The 16,782-nt window shown below is 67.3% G+C and carries 18 protein-coding genes; 13 read left to right on the top strand and 5 right to left on the bottom strand.

Features of this window, described 5'->3' with window-relative positions; translation table 11 throughout:
• Nucleotides 1-18 precede the first annotated feature (18 nt).
• From HW466_RS24860 to iscX, 10 genes are all read left to right on the top strand, one after another.
• On the top strand, nucleotides 19-246 hold the full coding sequence (locus HW466_RS24860; RefSeq protein WP_059503489.1) for a hypothetical protein: 228 nt from the start codon (nucleotides 19-21) through the stop codon (nucleotides 244-246).
• A 102-nt stretch (nucleotides 247-348) separates the two neighbouring features.
• Nucleotides 349-831 (top strand): low molecular weight protein-tyrosine-phosphatase, encoded by a 483-nt coding sequence (locus HW466_RS24865; RefSeq protein WP_151004612.1) that lies wholly within the window; start codon nucleotides 349-351, stop codon nucleotides 829-831.
• A gap of 116 nt (nucleotides 832-947) precedes the next feature.
• Entirely contained in the window at nucleotides 948-1,487 is a 540-nt protein-coding gene (gene iscR, locus HW466_RS24870) for a Fe-S cluster assembly transcriptional regulator IscR (RefSeq protein WP_009691731.1), read from the top strand.
• A gap of 63 nt (nucleotides 1,488-1,550) precedes the next feature.
• A complete protein-coding gene (locus HW466_RS24875) occupies nucleotides 1,551-2,774 on the top strand; it encodes an IscS subfamily cysteine desulfurase (protein ID WP_059503485.1) in 1,224 nt (407 codons plus the stop codon).
• A 68-nt stretch (nucleotides 2,775-2,842) separates the two neighbouring features.
• On the top strand, nucleotides 2,843-3,250 hold the full coding sequence (iscU, locus tag HW466_RS24880) for a Fe-S cluster assembly scaffold IscU (RefSeq protein ID WP_009691729.1): 408 nt from the start codon (nucleotides 2,843-2,845) through the stop codon (nucleotides 3,248-3,250).
• Between the two features lie 64 nt (nucleotides 3,251-3,314).
• Nucleotides 3,315-3,638, top strand: a complete 324-nt coding sequence (gene iscA / locus HW466_RS24885) for an iron-sulfur cluster assembly protein IscA (RefSeq protein ID WP_011885413.1) — start codon at nucleotides 3,315-3,317, stop codon at nucleotides 3,636-3,638.
• 94 nt (nucleotides 3,639-3,732) lie between these two features.
• Nucleotides 3,733-4,260 carry a Fe-S protein assembly co-chaperone HscB gene (gene hscB, locus HW466_RS24890; RefSeq protein WP_059450473.1) on the top strand — a complete coding sequence of 176 codons (528 nt, stop codon included), beginning with the start codon at nucleotides 3,733-3,735 and terminating at the stop codon, nucleotides 4,258-4,260.
• A gap of 54 nt (nucleotides 4,261-4,314) precedes the next feature.
• Entirely contained in the window at nucleotides 4,315-6,183 is a 1,869-nt protein-coding gene (gene hscA / locus HW466_RS24895) for a Fe-S protein assembly chaperone HscA (RefSeq protein WP_151004614.1), read from the top strand.
• A gap of 84 nt (nucleotides 6,184-6,267) precedes the next feature.
• Nucleotides 6,268-6,609 (top strand): ISC system 2Fe-2S type ferredoxin, encoded by a 342-nt coding sequence (fdx, locus tag HW466_RS24900; RefSeq protein WP_057925227.1) that lies wholly within the window; start codon nucleotides 6,268-6,270, stop codon nucleotides 6,607-6,609.
• Nucleotides 6,610-6,653: 44 nt separating this feature from the next.
• Complete coding sequence (gene iscX, locus HW466_RS24905) at nucleotides 6,654-6,863, top strand: Fe-S cluster assembly protein IscX (RefSeq protein ID WP_151004616.1); 210 nt, start codon at nucleotides 6,654-6,656, stop codon at nucleotides 6,861-6,863.
• Nucleotides 6,864-6,998: 135 nt separating this feature from the next.
• On the opposite strand, the gene HW466_RS24910 is transcribed toward iscX, so the two are convergent.
• The 5 genes from HW466_RS24910 to HW466_RS24930 form a co-directional block, all read right to left on the bottom strand.
• The gene (locus HW466_RS24910; protein WP_174905893.1) at nucleotides 6,999-7,745 is read right to left on the bottom strand and encodes a glycine zipper 2TM domain-containing protein; all 747 of its coding nucleotides are present in this window, start codon (nucleotides 7,743-7,745) and stop codon (nucleotides 6,999-7,001) included.
• A gap of 346 nt (nucleotides 7,746-8,091) precedes the next feature.
• Nucleotides 8,092-9,618 (bottom strand): lysine--tRNA ligase, encoded by a 1,527-nt coding sequence (gene lysS / locus HW466_RS24915; protein ID WP_059450453.1) that lies wholly within the window; start codon nucleotides 9,616-9,618, stop codon nucleotides 8,092-8,094.
• 75 nt (nucleotides 9,619-9,693) lie between these two features.
• Nucleotides 9,694-10,798, bottom strand: a protein-coding gene (prfB, locus tag HW466_RS24920; RefSeq protein ID WP_147956413.1) for a peptide chain release factor 2 whose coding sequence is annotated in 2 segments (ribosomal slippage) — nucleotides 9,694-10,716 and nucleotides 10,718-10,798 — 1,104 coding nt in all. Because the reading frame shifts where the segments join, the coding sequence is not laid out codon by codon here.
• A 165-nt stretch (nucleotides 10,799-10,963) separates the two neighbouring features.
• Entirely contained in the window at nucleotides 10,964-12,661 is a 1,698-nt protein-coding gene (gene recJ / locus HW466_RS24925) for a single-stranded-DNA-specific exonuclease RecJ (RefSeq protein WP_059503483.1), read from the bottom strand.
• A 10-nt stretch (nucleotides 12,662-12,671) separates the two neighbouring features.
• A complete protein-coding gene (locus tag HW466_RS24930) occupies nucleotides 12,672-13,748 on the bottom strand; it encodes a regulator (protein ID WP_174905892.1) in 1,077 nt (358 codons plus the stop codon).
• A gap of 153 nt (nucleotides 13,749-13,901) precedes the next feature.
• Between HW466_RS24930 and HW466_RS24935 the strand changes: the two genes are divergently transcribed.
• The 3 genes from HW466_RS24935 to HW466_RS24945 all read left to right on the top strand — a co-directional run bounded on the left by HW466_RS24935 (nucleotide 13,902) and on the right by HW466_RS24945 (nucleotide 16,756).
• Nucleotides 13,902-15,155, top strand: a complete 1,254-nt coding sequence (locus tag HW466_RS24935; RefSeq protein ID WP_059450450.1) for a lipoprotein-releasing ABC transporter permease subunit — start codon at nucleotides 13,902-13,904, stop codon at nucleotides 15,153-15,155.
• Entirely contained in the window at nucleotides 15,148-15,906 is a 759-nt protein-coding gene (gene lolD / locus HW466_RS24940; protein WP_081051465.1) for a lipoprotein-releasing ABC transporter ATP-binding protein LolD, read from the top strand. The genes HW466_RS24935 and lolD overlap by 8 nt, the downstream gene beginning before the upstream one ends.
• A 61-nt stretch (nucleotides 15,907-15,967) precedes the next feature.
• Nucleotides 15,968-16,756: a TatD family hydrolase gene (locus tag HW466_RS24945; RefSeq protein ID WP_059545793.1), complete on the top strand. Its 789-nt coding sequence runs from the start codon at nucleotides 15,968-15,970 to the stop codon at nucleotides 16,754-16,756.
• Nucleotides 16,757-16,782 lie beyond the last annotated feature (26 nt).

Raw genomic sequence — 16,782 nt, forward strand, 5'->3', positions numbered from 1 at the left:
AGGTCAAGGAGCCGCATCATGAGAAAGACAATATCGATGTACTGGCCGCTGGCAATCGTCGTCCCGCTCGCCGCGGTCGCTTATCTGCATGCGATGGCCGACGCGCCGTCGCGTGGCCCGATCGCCGTCCATCAGGCATCGGCCGAACTGGCGCGCGCGGTTTCGTTCGGGCTGGTCGGCGACGCGGCGCAGCCGTTGCCGGCCGCGTCCGGCGACGTCGTGCTCGCCGCACCGAAGGCGCTGTAACGCATGCCGCCGTCGCTTTGCGCGACGGCGCGATCCCGGGCGCCTTTGTATAATGGCGTGTTCTTCCCTCCACGCGGTTCACCGCGGCTTTCGGATAGTGCGATGACCCGCGTTGCGATCTGTTTCGTCTGTCTCGGCAATATCTGCCGTTCGCCCACGGCGGAAGGCGTGATGCGCCATCAGGTCGACGCGGCCGGGCTGGCCGACCGGATCGCGATCGATTCGGCAGGCACCGGCGACTGGCACGTCGGCGAGCCGCCCGACACGCGCGCGCAGGCGGCGGCCCGCACCCGCGGCTACGATCTGTCGGCGCTGCGGGCGCGTCAGGTCAGTGCGGCGGATTTCGAACGCTTCGATCTGCTGCTGGCGATGGACGAGGCCAATTTCGCGGAATTGCGGCGGCGCTGCCCGCCCGCGCATCGCGACAAGGTGCGGCTCCTGATGGAATTCGCACCGGGCGCGACCGAGACCGAAGTGGCCGACCCTTATTTCGGCGGCGCGCAGGGCTTCGAAACGGTGCTCGACCAGGTCGAGCGCGCGTGCGCGGGCCTGCTCGAAACGCTCCGGAGCGGCGTCGCACGTTGAGCCAACGCGGTATTCAGCGATTTGCGAATACCCTGCCGAAGACATGGATACTTGACTAAAAACGTCAAATATTTATACTTGACCAAAATCGTCAAGATTGCAGTCCCCTAGACACCATGAGACTCACCACCAAAGGCCGTTTCGCCGTCACGGCGATGATTGACTTGGCACTGCGCCAGGAGCAGGGCCCGGTGACGCTTGCAGGCATCAGCCAGCGCCAGCGGATTTCGCTCTCGTATCTTGAACAGCTGTTCGGCAAGCTGCGCAGGCATGAAATCGTCGAATCCGTGCGCGGCCCGGGCGGCGGCTACAACCTCGCGCGCCGCGCGCAGGACGTCACCGTGGCCGACATCATCATCGCGGTCGACGAGCCGCTCGACGCCACGCAGTGCGGCGGCAAGGGCACGTGCGACGGCTCGAAGCAGCCCGACGGCCACTGCATGACGCACGAGCTGTGGTCGACCCTGAACCAGAAAATGGTCGAATACCTCGATTCCGTATCGCTGCAGGATCTCGTCGATCAGCAGCGTGCACGCGAGGGCGCACCCGCGGTGCTGCGCGACCGGCGCACGCCGGAGCCCGTCGCGGCGCCGGCCGAACCGGTGCGCACGATGCCGCTCGGTCCCAATTCGGTGTTCAACATCGCGAGTTCGTGAGCGCGAACGCGCCGCACACCCCATAACGCACATAGTCCCTGCACAGAATTCCCGGAGCGACAGATGACCCAAGAGACTCTCCACCTGCCCATCTACATGGATTACAGCGCGACGACGCCGGTCGACCCGCGCGTGGTCGACAAGATGGTGCCGTACCTGCGCGAGCAGTTCGGCAACCCGGCGTCGCGCAGCCACGCGTATGGCTGGGACGCGGAACGCGCGGTCGAGGAAGCGCGCGAGCAGGTGGCCGCGCTCGTGAACGCCGATCCGCGCGAGATCATCTGGACGTCCGGCGCGACGGAATCGGACAACCTCGCCATCAAGGGTGCCGCGAACTTCTACAAGGGCAAGGGCAAGCACATCGTCACGGTGAAGACCGAGCACAAGGCCGTGCTCGACACCTGCCGCGAGCTCGAGCGCGACGGCTTCGAAGTCACCTATCTCGACGTGAAGGAAGACGGCCTGATCGACCTCGACGTGTTCAAGGCCGCGCTGCGCCCGGACACGATCCTCGTGTCGGTGATGCACGTGAACAACGAGATCGGCGTGATCCAGGACATCGCGACGATCGGCGAGATCTGCCGCGAGAAGGGCATCATCTTCCACGTCGACGCCGCGCAGTCGACCGGCAAGGTCGAGATCGACCTCGCGAAGCTGAAGGTCGACCTGATGTCGTTCTCGGCGCACAAGACCTACGGCCCGAAGGGCATCGGCGCGCTGTACGTGCGCCGCAAGCCGCGCGTGCGCATCGAAGCGCAGATGCACGGCGGCGGCCACGAGCGCGGAATGCGTTCGGGCACGCTGCCGACGCACCAGATCGTCGGCATGGGCGAAGCGTTCCGCATCGCGCGTGAGGAAATGGCGACCGAGAACGAACGCATCCGCATGCTGCGCGACAAGCTGCTGCGCGGCCTGTCGCAGATCGAGGAAACGTACGTGAACGGCGACATGGAGCACCGTGTCCCGCACAACCTGAACATCAGCTTCAATTTCGTCGAAGGCGAATCGCTGATCATGGCGATCAAGGACGTCGCGGTGTCGTCGGGCTCGGCGTGCACGTCGGCGTCGCTGGAGCCGTCGTACGTGCTGCGTGCGCTCGGCCGCAACGACGAACTGGCGCACAGCTCGATCCGCTTCACGGTCGGCCGCTTCACGACCGAGCAGGACGTCGACTTCGTGATCGACCTGCTGAACAGCAAGATCGCAAAGCTGCGCGAACTGTCGCCGCTCTGGGAAATGCACCAGGAAGGTATCGATCTGTCGACGATCGAATGGGCCGCACACTGAACGCGGCATTGAATACATTCGCGGGCGGATTTGCGCACGCAGACGTAACGAGTCAAGGAGTCTGAGTCATGTCATACAGCAACAAGGTTCTGGATCACTACGAAAACCCGCGTAACGTCGGTTCGTTCGCGAAGGACGACGACGCGGTGGGCACCGGCATGGTCGGCGCGCCGGCCTGCGGCGACGTGATGAAGCTGCAGATCCGCGTCGGCGCGGACGGCGTGATCGAAGACGCGAAGTTCAAGACGTACGGCTGCGGTTCGGCGATCGCGTCGAGCTCGCTCGTGACCGAATGGGTGAAGGGCAAGACGCTCGACGAGGCGCTGTCGATCAAGAACACGCAGATCGCCGAAGAGCTGGCGCTGCCGCCGGTGAAGATTCACTGCTCGATTCTCGCGGAAGACGCGATCAAGGCAGCCGTGGCCGACTACAAGAAGCGCCACGACACCAAGGAAGGCGATCAGGCAGCGGCCTGAGCGGCATCGAGCGGCTTGTGAAGGATCGCGGCGGGCCCGGACGGCACGCCGCGGCAAGGACATCATGGCAATTACACTGACCGAAAAAGCAGCACAGCACGTCCAGAAATACCTCGTCCGTCGCGGCAAGGGTGTGGGCCTGCGGCTTGGCGTTCGCACGACCGGGTGCTCGGGGCTCGCGTACAAGCTCGAGTATGTCGACGAGCTGGCCCCCGAGGATCAGGTGTTCGAGAGCCATGGCGTGAAGGTGGTCGTCGACCCGAAGAGCCTCGCGTACATCGACGGCACCGAGCTCGACTTCGCGCGCGAAGGCCTGAACGAGGGGTTCAAGTTCAACAACCCGAACGTGAAGGACGAGTGCGGCTGCGGCGAATCCTTCCGCGTGTGACGCGGGTTTCCGCGCGATGCGGGCAAGAGGCGGCACGAGCCGCCTTTTTAATGTGCGGCGCGTGCCGCGCGACGAATCGGAATTGAACGCGACGATGGTTTCGCTGAAAGACAGCCACTTCGACCTGTTTCACCTGCCGGCGCAATTCGCGCTCGACGAGGCGGCGCTCGACAGCGCGTATCGCACGGTGCAGACGCAGGTGCATCCGGACCGCTTCGCGGCGGCCGGCGACGCGCAAAAGCGCATCGCGATGCAATGGGCGACCCGTGCGAACGAAGCGTATCGCACGCTGCGCGACCCGCTGAAACGCGCAACCTATCTGCTGTCGCTGCGCGGTGTCGACATCGGTGCCGAAAACAACACCGCGATGGAGCCGGCGTTCCTGATGCAGCAGATGGAGTGGCGCGAAGGCATCGAGGATGCCGCGGCTGCCCGCAATGTCGACGCGCTCGATGCGCTGCTCGCCGAATTGCGCGACGAAAAGCGCGTGCGCCTCGAGCGCCTCGGCACGCTGCTCGACAGCGGAGCCGACCAGGCCGCCGCCGAAGCCGTGCGCCAGCTGATGTTCATCGAACGGGTCGCGTCGGAAGTGGGCGCGCAGATCGAGCGCCTCGAAACTTAACCGCGTGCCTCGCGGCACGCGCAGCAAACGGGCCGAGCGCCCGAACGAACCAAGATGGCTTTACTGCAAATTTCCGAACCGGGCATGGCGCCGGCGCCGCACCAGCGGCGACTCGCTGTCGGGATCGATCTCGGCACGACGAACTCGCTCGTCGCGGCCGTGCGCAACAGCGTGCCCGAAGTGCTGCCGGACGAGGCGGGCCGCGTGCTGCTGCCGTCGGTGGTCCGTTATCTGGAGAAGGGCGGCCGCCGCATCGGTCATGAAGCGAAGGAGCAGGCCGCGACCGATCCGCGCAACACGATCGTGTCGGTCAAACGCTTCATGGGCCGTGGCAAGGCCGAGGTCGAAGGCGCGGCGAACGCGCCTTACGAATTCGTCGATGCGCCGGGCATGGTGCAGATCCGCACGATCGACGGCGTGAAGAGCCCGGTCGAAGTGTCGGCCGAGATTCTCGCGACGCTGCGTTACCGCGCGGAAGACACGCTCGGCGACGAACTGGTCGGCGCGGTCATTACCGTGCCCGCGTATTTCGACGATGCGCAGCGCCAGGCGACGAAGGACGCCGCGCGCCTCGCGGGCTTGAACGTGCTGCGCCTGCTGAACGAACCGACCGCGGCCGCGATCGCCTACGGTCTCGACAACGCGGCCGAAGGCCTCTATGCGGTGTACGACCTCGGCGGCGGCACGTTCGACCTGTCGATCCTGAAACTGACGAAGGGCGTGTTCGAAGTGCTGGCCGCGGGCGGCGATTCCGCGCTCGGCGGCGACGATTTCGACCACACGCTGTTCGGCCACGTGCTCGCACAGGCCGGCATCGATGCGAAGGCGCTGGCGCCCGAGGACGTGCGCCTGCTGCTCGATCGCGTGCGCGTGCTGAAGGAAGCGCTGTCGTCGGCGCCGCAGGCGTCGCTCGACGTGACGCTGTCGACGGGCGCGCACCTCGTGCAGACGATTTCGCACGACACGTTCGCCGCGCTCGTCGAGCCGCTCGTGCAGCGCACGTTGACGCCGACCCGCAAGGCATTGCGCGATGCGCAGGTCACGCCGGCCGACATCAAGGGCGTCGTGCTCGTCGGCGGCGCGACGCGCATGCCGGTGATCCGCGACGCGGTCGCGAAGTATTTCGGCCAGCCGCCGCTCGTCAATCTCGATCCGGACCAGGTCGTCGCGCTCGGCGCGGCGATCCAGGCCGATCTGCTCGCCGGCAATCGCGGCAGCGGCGACGACTGGCTGCTGCTCGACGTGATCCCGCTGTCGCTCGGGGTCGAGACGATGGGCGGTCTCGTCGAGAAGATCATTCCGCGCAATTCGACGATTCCGATCGCGCGTGCGCAGGAATTCACGACCTTCAAGGACGGCCAGACCGCGATGGCGATCCACGTCGTGCAAGGCGAGCGCGAGCTCGTTGCCGACTGCCGGTCGCTCGCGCGCTTCGAGCTGCGCGGCATCCCGCCGATGACGGCCGGCGCGGCGCGCATCCGTGTGACGTACCAGGTCGATGCGGACGGACTGTTGTCGGTGTTCGCGCGCGAGCAGCACTCGGGCGTCGAGGCATCGGTCGTCGTGAAGCCGTCGTATGGCCTCGCCGACGACGACATCGCAAAGATGCTCGAGGACAGCTTCAAGACCGCCGAAATCGACATGCGCGCACGCGCGCTGCGCGAAGCGCAGGTCGAGGCCGAACGGATGATCGAGGCGACGCAGGCGGCGCTGGCCGCCGACGGCGAATTGCTCGACGACGCCGAACGCGCGCAGATCGACGCGCTCGTCGCGGCACTGCGCTCGGTCGCGCAGGGCGACGACACGGACGCGATCGAAGCGGCGACCAAGACGCTGGCCGATGGCACCGACGAATTCGCGGCGCGCCGGATGGACAAGAGCATCAAGCGCGCGCTGTCGGGCCGACGCCTCGACGAGATCTGAACGAACTGCACGCGGACCGGCGACGGCCCGCGCGATATTGAACCGTGCGGCGCCAGCCGCCGCACCCTGACTGACGGAACGGACATGCCTCAACTGGTGGTGCTGCCTCACGTCGAACTGTGCCCGGACGGCGCAGTGATCGACGCGACGCCCGGCAAGAGTATTTGCGACAACCTGCTCGACAACGGGATCGAGATCGAGCACGCGTGCGAGAAGTCGTGCGCATGCACGACCTGCCACGTGGTGATCCGCGAGGGCTTCAACGATCTCGAGCCGTCCGACGAGGACGAAGACGACCTGCTCGACAAGGCATGGGGCCTCGAGCCGACTTCGCGCCTGTCGTGCCAGGCAATCGTGAAGGAAGATTCCGACCTGGTGGTGGAGATCCCGAAGTACTCGATCAACCACGCGAAGGAAAATCACTGACGGTTCGGCGGGGCGGACTCGCCGCGTACACGGGAGAGCAGGCCATGAAGTGGACCGATTCGCGCGAAATCGCCATCGCGCTGGCAGACAAGCATCCGGACGTCGATCCGCAGCGGATCAATTTCGTCGACCTGCGCCAATGGGTCCTCGAACTGGACGGCTTCACCGACGACCCGGCTCATTCGGGCGAGAAGATCCTCGAAGCGATCCAGGCGCACTGGATCGATGAATCGGACTTCGACGACGAAGACTGACGCTCGGGCCGGGGGCCGCACCAACGCGGTGGCCGGGCAGCAAAAACCTCGCGCAAAAGGAAAAGGCTCGTGATGCTTCACGAGCCTTTTTCATTTCCGGCACGGCGCCGGGGCCGCCCGGCGACGCGTCAGACGTTAAGCGCCGACTAGCGTGCCGTTCTCGATCCGCACGCGCTGGCCCTGGCCGAACGGCGGCGGGTTGTGGTACGTGAACGTGCGCGTCGCGCCGCTTTCCATCTGGACCTGCACCTGATAGTCGGTTTCCGCGCGCACCTGCTTCTCGACCTGGTTGCCGGCGAGACCCCCGCCGAGCGCGCCGATGATCGTCATTGCGGTGCGGCCGTTGCCATGACCGAACTGGTTGCCGAGCAGGCCGCCGGCCGCTGCGCCGCCAACCGCGCCGATCCCCGAGCTCTGGCCCGGCGTGCGTGTCTGGGTGATCGCGACGACCGTCCCGCAAGTCTGGCAATAAGCCGGCTGCGCGGGCGCGGACGGCTGCTGCGCGTATTGCGGCGGTTGCGGCGCGGGCGTGTGGCGCCGGTGCGTGGCTGCGGGGCGCGGCGCGGGCTTCGATTCCGCCTGGACTGCCGCGGCCTTCTCGGCCGCCGCCTTCTGCCGCGCGGCTTCTTCGGCTGCTGCCTGTTGCTGCGCTTGCGCGGCGAGCGCCGCGCTGGCCGCCGCAGCCGTATCGACGGCCGGCTGCGACGCGATCAGCGCGGCCTGGGACTGGCCGTTCTGCGCGTTGTTGCTGTTGGCCTTCGGCAGGATGCCCGTGATCGCGGCGGTGGCTGCGAGGCTCGCGACGATGACGGCGCCTGCCGCGGTCGCGATGAGCGGGTGAAGGCGTTGCTTTTGCGGCGTGGTTTGATTCTGGTTGTCCATTTTGTTCTCCGGTGTCGACCCGGCTTCGCATGTCTGCGCTGGCCGGATCCCACGCTCGGGAGCGAGCAGACTTGGCGTTCCGGCGCCGCGTTCTGGTCCCGTGGTCATGCGTGGTGACGCAACAGGAGTGTCGTCCACAGGCGAGGCGCGCACCGTATCAAGGTGTAACGAATTGCAGCGGGGAGCCGGCGCGCGTTACAGGGAAAACCCGGAGAATGCCGTCGCGACGAGGGGATAAATCGGGGGAGGATCGAAAACCGGCGAACGCCGGCAGGCGGGATTTACGCGTGGTTACAAAGCTGACGCGTGCGCGCCGCAGGGCGCGGCGCACACGCGGCCTCGGCCGTCAGTCCTCGCGGCGCAGGTGCGGGAACAGCAGCACGTCGCGGATCGTCGGGCTGTCGGTGAGCAGCATCACGAGACGGTCGATGCCGATCCCGCAGCCACCCGTCGGCGGCATCCCGTGTTCGAGCGCGCGGATGTAGTCGGCGTCGAAGAACATCGCTTCCTCGTCGCCCGCATCCTTCTGCTCGACCTGCTTCTTGAAGCGCGCGGCCTGGTCTTCCGGATCGTTCAACTCCGAGAAGCCGTTCGCGATTTCGCGGCCGGTCATGAACAGCTCGAAACGCTCGGTGATGCCCGGCACCGTATCCGATGCGCGCGCGAGCGGCGACACTTCGACCGGGTAGTCGATGATGTAGGTCGGCTCCCACAGCTGCGATTCGGCGGTTTCCTCGAACAGCGCGAGCTGCAGCGCGCCGATGCCGGCGTTCAGGAAGGCCGGCTGCGACACGTCCACGCCGAGACGCTTCAGTTCGGAGCGCAGGAACGCGTCGTCCGACAGCTGGCCGTCGGTGTACTGCGGTGCGTACTTCTGGATCGCCTGCGTGATCGTCAGGCGGTGGAACGGCTTCGCGAGGTCCAGCTCGCGGCCCTGGTACTGGATCGTCGCGGTGCCGAGCGCATCGATCGCCGCCTGGCGGATCAGCTGTTCGGTGAAGTCCATCAGCCAGCGGTAGTCGGTGTACGCGGCGTAGAACTCCATCATCGTGAATTCCGGGTTGTGACGCGGCGACACGCCTTCATTCCGGAAGTTGCGGTTGATCTCGAACACGCGTTCGAAGCCGCCGACGATCAGGCGCTTCAGGTACAGCTCCGGCGCGATGCGCAGGAACATCTGCATGTCGAGCGCGTTGTGATGCGTGACGAACGGCTTGGCCGCCGCGCCGCCCGGGATCGGGTGCAGCATCGGCGTTTCGACTTCCATGAAGTCGGCGTTGTCCATGAACTTGCGGATCGACGCGATGGTCTTGGTGCGCGCGCGGAACGTGTCGCGCGTTTCCGGCGTGACGATCAGGTCGACGTAGCGCTGGCGATAGCGCATTTCCTGGTCCGCCAGGCCGTGGAACTTGTCCGGCAGCGGGCGCAGCGCCTTCGACAGCAGGCGCAGTTCCTTGCACTGGACCGACAGCTCGCCCTTGTTGGTGCGGAACAGCACGCCGCGTGCGGCGACGATGTCGCCGAGGTCCCACTTCTTGAATGCGTCGTAGGTTTCCGCGCCGACGTCGTTCGGCGTCACGAAGAACTGGATCTGGCCCGAACCGTCCTGCACCGTCGCGAAGCTCGCCTTGCCCATCACGCGCTTGAGCATCATGCGGCCGGCGACCGCCACCTCGACCGGATTCGCCTCGAGCGCGGCCTTGTCCGAGTCGGCGAAGTCCGCCTGGAGATTGGCGGCGTGATGCGTCGGCCGGAAATCGTTCGGATAGGCGACGCCTTGCTCGCGCAACGCGCGCAGCTTCTCGCGGCGCTCGGCGATGATCTGGTTTTCGTCCGCCGCGACGGCGGGCTGCGTTTGGGTCGGTTCGGTCATGATGGTCGGAATTCGGAGTGGGTGCGGCAACGCAACGGGAAGGGCGGCGCGACCGGAGAGGCCGCGCCGCGGCGCTTACACGCCCTGTTTGAGGCTCGCGCTGATGAAGTCGTCGAGATCGCCGTCGAGCACGGCCTTCGTGTTGCTCATTTCGACGTTCGTACGGAGGTCCTTCACGCGGCTCTGGTCGAGCACGTACGAGCGGATCTGGTGACCCCAGCCCACATCGGTCTTGCTCGACTCGAGCTTGTCCTGCTCGGCCTGGCGCTTGCGCATTTCGGCTTCGTACAGGCGCGACTTCAGCATGGCCATCGCTTCGGCGCGGTTGCGGTGCTGCGAGCGGTCGTTCTGGCACTGCACGACGATGCCGGTCGGCATGTGCGTGATACGCACGGCCGAGTCGGTCTTGTTGATGTGCTGGCCGCCCGCGCCCGATGCGCGGTACGTGTCGATGCGCAGGTCGGCCGGGTTGACCTCGACTTCGATCGAGTCGTCGATTTCCGGATACACGAACACCGACGAGAACGACGTGTGGCGGCCGCCCGACGAGTCGAACGGCGACTTGCGCACGAGACGGTGAATGCCGGTTTCGGTGCGCAGGAAGCCGTATGCGTATTCGCCCGACACCTTGATCGTCGCGTTCTTGATGCCCGCGACGTCGCCGTCGGATTCTTCGAGCACTTCGGCCTTGAAGCCCTTGCGCTCGCAGTAGCGCAGGTACTGGCGCAGCAGCATCGACGCCCAGTCGCACGCTTCGGTGCCGCCGGCGCCGGCCTGGATGTCGATGAAGCAGTTGTTCGGGTCGGCCGGGTTCGAGAACATCCGGCGGAATTCGATGTCGCCGACGCGTGCTTCGAGCTTTTTCGCGTCTTCCTCGGAGGCGACGAGGGTGTCTTCGTCGCCTTCCTCGCGTGCGAGTTCGAACAGGTCGAGTGCGTCGCGCAGGTCGCTATCGAGCGCCGTCAGCGTCGTGACGACGCCTTCGAGCAGCTTCTTCTCGCGGCCGAGTGCCTGGGCGTTCTTCGAATCGTTCCAGACGTTCGGGTCTTCGAGTTCCTTGTTGACTTCGTTCAGACGCGCAGCTTTGGCGTCGTAGTCAAAGATACCCCCGAAGCTCGCCCGCGCGCGTGCGCAGGTCGAGCAGGGAGCTTTCGATCGCGTTGAGACGTTCCGCTTCCATGATCGTTCGCTTTTCTTGCTTCGTAAAAAAGCGGAATTATAGCCGATCGGCGGGCTTACCCGGTGACGCGGAACGTGCTTGCATGCGCGCCGCGGCCCCGTTCGGCGCGGCGCGCATGCGGCCGGCGAGCGCGGCAGGCCGGTCGGCCACGCGGGCGGGGGAGTCTCAGCCGGCTGCGTGTTCGACGATCAGCTGGACACGCGTCACGCCGTTCCACGTGTCGGCCACGAGGCGGTATGCGATCAGCGCGCTCGCCGGCAACGGCTCGGTGTGGTTGAACCAGATCGCGTTGAAGCGCTGGCGGCCGCGCGCCAGTTGCAGCTTCAGGTGCTTTTCCTTCACGAGCGACTGCGACACGACGTCGAATTCACCGGAGAAAAGCGGGGCCGGGAAGCCCTGGCCCCAGACGGCTTCGTCGAGCAGCCCGACGAACTGCGGCGTGAAATACGCGTCCTCGAGTTCGCCGTCGGTCTCGATCACGCGTGCCAGCGCGTCGTCGGACAGCCACTCGCGCGCGACGGCCTCGAACGCGGCCGCGAAGCGCGGCACGTTGTCGGTGTCGAGCGTGAGGCCGGCCGCCATCGCGTGGCCGCCGAACGCAACGATCAGGTCGGGCTCGCGCTTCGATACGAGATCGAGCGCATCGCGCAGGTGGAAGCCAGGGATCGAGCGGCCCGAACCCTTGACCCGCGTGCCGGCTTCGTCCGCATGCGCGAACGTGAACGACGGGCGGTGGAATTTCTCCTTGAGCCGCCCGGCGACGATGCCGATCACGCCCTGGTGCCACTCGGGGTTGAACAGCGTGATCGTGCATGCGTCGGCCGGATCGACGTCGGCGAGATCGGCGAGCGCCTGCTGCTGCATGCCGGCCTCGATCTCGCGGCGTTCGCGGTTCATCGTGTCCAGCTGCTGCGCGAGGTCCCACGCGCGGCCGATGTCGTCGGTAATCAGGCACTCGATGCCGAGCGACATGTCCGAGAGCCGCCCGGCCGCGTTCAGGCGCGGGCCGAGGCCGAAGCCGAGATCGAAGCCCGACGCGGTGCGTGCGTCGCGGCCGGCCGCGCGAAACAGCGCGGCGATGCCCGGCTGCATGCGGCCGTTGCGGATGCGCTGCAGCCCCTGCGCGACGAGCACGCGGTTGTTGCCGTCGAGCCGCACCACGTCGGCGACCGTGCCGAGCGCGACGAGGTCGAGCAGCCCGTCGAGGCGCGGTTCGGCCTCCTTGCTCGCGAACGCGCCGCGCCGGCGCAGCTCGGCGCGCAGCGCGAGCAGCACGTAGAACATCACGCCCACGCCGGCGATATGCTTGCTCGGGAATCCGCAGCCGGGCTGGTTCGGGTTGACGATCGCGCGCGCGGCGGGCAGCGCGTCGCCGGGCAGATGGTGGTCGGTGACGAGCACGTCGATGCCGCGCGCGTTCGCGGCTTCGACGCCCGCGACGCTCGCGATCCCGTTGTCGACGGTGATCAGCAGGTCGGGCTTGCGCGCGGCCGCGAGCTCGACGATCTCGGGCGTGAGCCCGTAGCCGTATTCGAAGCGGTTCGGCACCAGGTAGTCGATCTGCGCGCCGAACATCCGCAGGCCGCGCACCGCCACCGCGCAGGCGGTCGCGCCGTCGCAGTCGTAGTCGGCGACGACCAGCAGTCGCCGCTTGTCGGCGATCGCGTCGGCGAGCAGCGCCGCAGCGTTAGCGCAGCCTTTCAGTTCGGAGGGCGGAACGAGGCGCGCGAGCGCCGTTTCGATGTCGGTCGGAGACTGCACGCCGCGCGCCGCATACAGGCGCGCGAGGACGGGGTGCAGGCCGTGGCGCGCGAGCGCTTCGGCGTCGGCGGGCGCGACGGGGCGGGTAACGATCCGGGTCATACAGGTCGGGTTATTCGAACAGGGACGCCAGCGCGCGGCGGCGCCAGAACTTGCGCAGGTCGCCGCGCGTGGCGTGCAGCGTCACCGAGCTGGTGTCGCCGCACAGCGTGAAGTCGACGCCGGCCAGCTCGCCGTTGTGCAGCGCTGCCAGCGCGGGCGCGAACCAGTCGCGCTCGAGCGCGGCGAGCGCATCGTGCCAGCGCGCCCAGTCCTGTTCGATGAACGGTGCGGACAGCGCCGGCAGCTCGACGAGCGTCGCGCCGGGGCCGCCGGGCAGTGCGCCGAATGCGGCCGGCACGGCGCCGGCTTCGGCCTGCGCGGCGCGCGCGAGACCGAGTGCCGCGGGCGATGCGGACAGCACGCGAGCGAACGGCTTGTCGACCGGCTTCAGCGTGCCTTGCGCATGGAACCAGATCGAATTGACGGCGGGCAGGCCGCGCGCTTCGCGCGCTTCGTTGACCGGATGCTGGAACCACGCCATCTGCACTTCGTTCTGCAGCTTCATCCACATCCGCGAGCGTTCGCCGGTGTGCGCCTCGTGCGGCAGCCAGATCTCGATGTTGCGGCCGCTCGCGCGCAGCGGCGCCGCGCCGGCGAGGCGGGCGAGCTGCTCGCTGGACAGGTACCAGCGCGCCGGCTGCGGCGCCTCCAGTCGCACGCCGAGTTCCTCGATCAGCGGGCGCGCGACCGCCAGCAACGCGGCGGCGTCGCCGTCGTCGAGCGCGAGGCTCGACGGATCGACGAGCACGAGGTGATCGTGCGCGATTTCGACGTGGACGGGCTCGACGCACGCCCAGGCGTGGGTGCCCGGGTCGCCGCCGTCGGCCAGCAGCATGTAGGGCGCGAGCGGTGCTTCGTCGGCGGCGTTGCCCTGGGTCGCGCCGAACTGGCGGGCCAGCCAGCGCTCGTGCGGCAGCGTGCGCTGGAAGTCCTCGCCGGCCACGCGCTCGACGAGGCTCGCGCGCGCGAGCAACTTTTCGAGCGCGGGGCTGTCCAGCGTGTGCAGGGACGAGGCCGCATCGGCCGCCGACGGCAGCGCGAACGGAACGAGAAAATGGAGGCGTCGGTCGTGCATGATGGTGCGCATTGTATGGCAAACTGCGCGCGTGATCGGGCCGGCGGACGGCCCGATTGCGTCCGGCGACCGATTTTTCGGCCGTGCGCCGGGCGGCCGTCCGCCGCCGGACGGCGCTCCGGCCGCGGGCCGCCATCCCCGCCGTAACCAGCAGAAAGGATTCGCTTGAAACTTCCGTACGAATGGCAGATCGGCTGGCGCTACACGCGCGCCGGCAAACGCACGACCGGCAACGGCTTCATTTCCTTCATCGCACTGGTATCGATGCTCGGGATCGCGCTCGGCGTCGCGGCGCTGATCGTCGTGCTGTCGGTGATGAACGGCTTCCAGAAGGAGGTGCGCGACCGCATGTTGTCGGTGCTCGCGCACGTCGAAGTGTTCTCGCCGACCGGCTCGATGCCGGACTGGCAACTGACCGCGCAGGAAGCGCGCCGCAATCCGTCGGTGATCGGCGCGGCACCTTACGTCGAGGCCCAGGCGCTGCTCACGCGCCAGGACGCGGTGAGCGGCGTAATGCTGCGCGGCATCGAACCGTCGCTCGAGCCGCAGGTGTCGGACATCGGCAAGGACATGAAGGCGGGCCAGCTCTCTGCGCTCGTGCCCGGCCAGTTCGGCATCGTGCTCGGCGATGCGCTCGCCGGCAACCTCGGCGTGACGGTCGGCGACAAGATCACGCTCGTCGCGCCCGAAGGCACGATCACGCCGGCCGGGATGATGCCGCGGCTCAAGCAGTTCACGGTGGTCGGCGTGTTCGAGTCCGGCCACTACGAATACGACAGCACGCTCGCGATGATCGACATCCGCGACGCGCAGGCGCTGTTCCGGATGTCCGCGCCGACCGGCGTGCGATTGCGCCTCACCGACATGCAGAAGGCGCCGCAGGTCGCGCTCGAGCTGTCGCATACGCTGTCGGGCAGCCTGTACATCCGCGACTGGACCCAGCAGAACAAGACCTGGTTCTCGGCCGTGCAGATCGAGAAACGGATGATGTTCATCATCCTCACGCTGATCATCGCGGTGGCCGCGTTCAACCTCGTGTCGTCGCTCGTGATGACGGTGACCAACAAGCAGGCCGACATCGCGATCCTGCGCACGCTCGGCGCGCAGCCGGGCTCGATCATGAAGATCTTCGTCGTGCAGGGCGTGACGATCGGCTTCGTCGGCACCGCGTCGGGCGTCGCGCTCGGCTGCCTGATCGCTTGGAGCATTCCGTGGCTGATCCCGATGATCGAGCATCTGTTCGGCGTGCAGTTCCTGCCGCCGTCGGTGTACTTCATCAGCGAGCTGCCCTCCGAGCTCGTCGCGGGCGACGTCGTCAAGATCGGGCTGATCGCGTTCGCGCTGTCGGCCGTCGCGACGCTCTATCCGAGCTGGCGCGGCGCGAAGGTGAAGCCGGCGGAGGCGCTGCGCTATGAATGACCGCGCGACCGCATTCGCGGATTCACGACAACCCATCAGACAGGATTCGGCAGGTATGCAGGAATACGTGCTTCAGGCGCGCGGGATCACGAAGGCGTTCGTGCAGGGCGGCTTCAACGTGCAGGTGCTCAACAACACCGAGCTGACGGTGCGGCGCGGCGAGAAGCTCGCGGTCGTCGGCGCGTCGGGCTCCGGCAAAAGCACGCTGCTGCACGTGCTGGGCGGCCTCGACGAACCGAGCGCGGGCGAGGTGTCGCTGCTCGGCAAGCCGTTTACGCAACTCGCCGAGCGCGAGCGCAACGAGCTGCGCAACCGCGCGCTCGGCTTCGTCTACCAGTTTCACCATCTGCTGCCGGAGTTCACCGCGCTCGACAACGTCGCGATGCCGCTGCGCATCCGTCGGATGACGACCGAGGACGCACGCGCGCAGGCGCAGGCGATGCTCGAACGCGTCGGTCTCGGCCCGCGTGCGAAGCATCGGCCGGGCGAGCTGTCGGGCGGCGAGCGGCAACGCGTGGCGATCGCGCGCGCGCTGGTGACGAAGCCCGCGTGCGTACTCGCCGACGAGCCGACCGGCAACCTCGACGGCACGACCGCCGACACGGTGTTCAACCTGATGCTCGAACTGTCCGAGACGCTCGAGACGAGCTTCGTGATCGTCACGCACGATCCCGAGCTGGCGGCGCGTTGCGACCGCATCATGCGGCTGCGTGACGGCGTGCTGCACGAGGAGCCGGCGCTGCCGGTATGAACGAACGCGCCGCCGTGCCCGGCGATTTCCGGCACGGCGGCGACGGCGCAGGAAAGCCGCCATGTGGATCGATACGCATTGCCATCTCGATGCCGCCGAGTTCGACGCCGACCGCGACGCCGTCGCGCATGCGGCGCGCGCGGCGGGCGTGTCGCGCATCGTGATCCCGAGCATCGGGCGCGACAATTTCACGACCGTGCGCGAACTGGCACAGCGCACGCCGGGTGCGGTCTATGCGCTCGGTATCCATCCGATGTATACGCCGCATGCGCGCGACGAGGATCTCGACCGCTTGCGCATGGAGATCGAGGCGAGCCTCGATGATCCGCGCTTCGTCGCGATCGGCGAGATCGGTCTCGACTACTTCGTGCCGGGCCTGGACGAGGACCGGCAGCAATTCTTCTATCAGGGGCAGCTCAAGCTCGCGCGCGAATTCGACCTGCCGGTGCTGTGCCACGTGCGCAAGTCGCAGGACCGCGTGCTCGCGGGGCTGCGCCGCTTCGGCGTGCGGCGTGGCATCGCGCATGCGTTCAACGGCAGTTTCCAGCAGGCCGACGCGTATCTCGCACAGGGGCTGCATCTCGGTTTCGGCGGCAACGTGACGTTCGGACGCGCGTTGCAGATTCGTCGGCTCGCTGCGCAGTTGCCGCTCGATGCGATCGTCGTCGAGACGGACGCGCCCGACATCGCGCCCGAGTGGGCGTACAAGTCCCGCAACGCGCCCGACCAGGTGCCGCGCATCGGCGCCGTGCTCGCCGAGCTGCGCGGCATCGACGCGCACGCGCTGTCGCTATCCACAACGGCTAACGCGCTCGCCGCGCTGCCGCGCCTCGCACTTTCGTCCGCATAATCGTTGCCCGAAGGCGCCGCATCGAC

The sequence above is a fragment of the Burkholderia territorii genome (genome assembly GCF_902833055.1).
GTDB lineage: Bacteria > Pseudomonadota > Gammaproteobacteria > Burkholderiales > Burkholderiaceae > Burkholderia > Burkholderia territorii.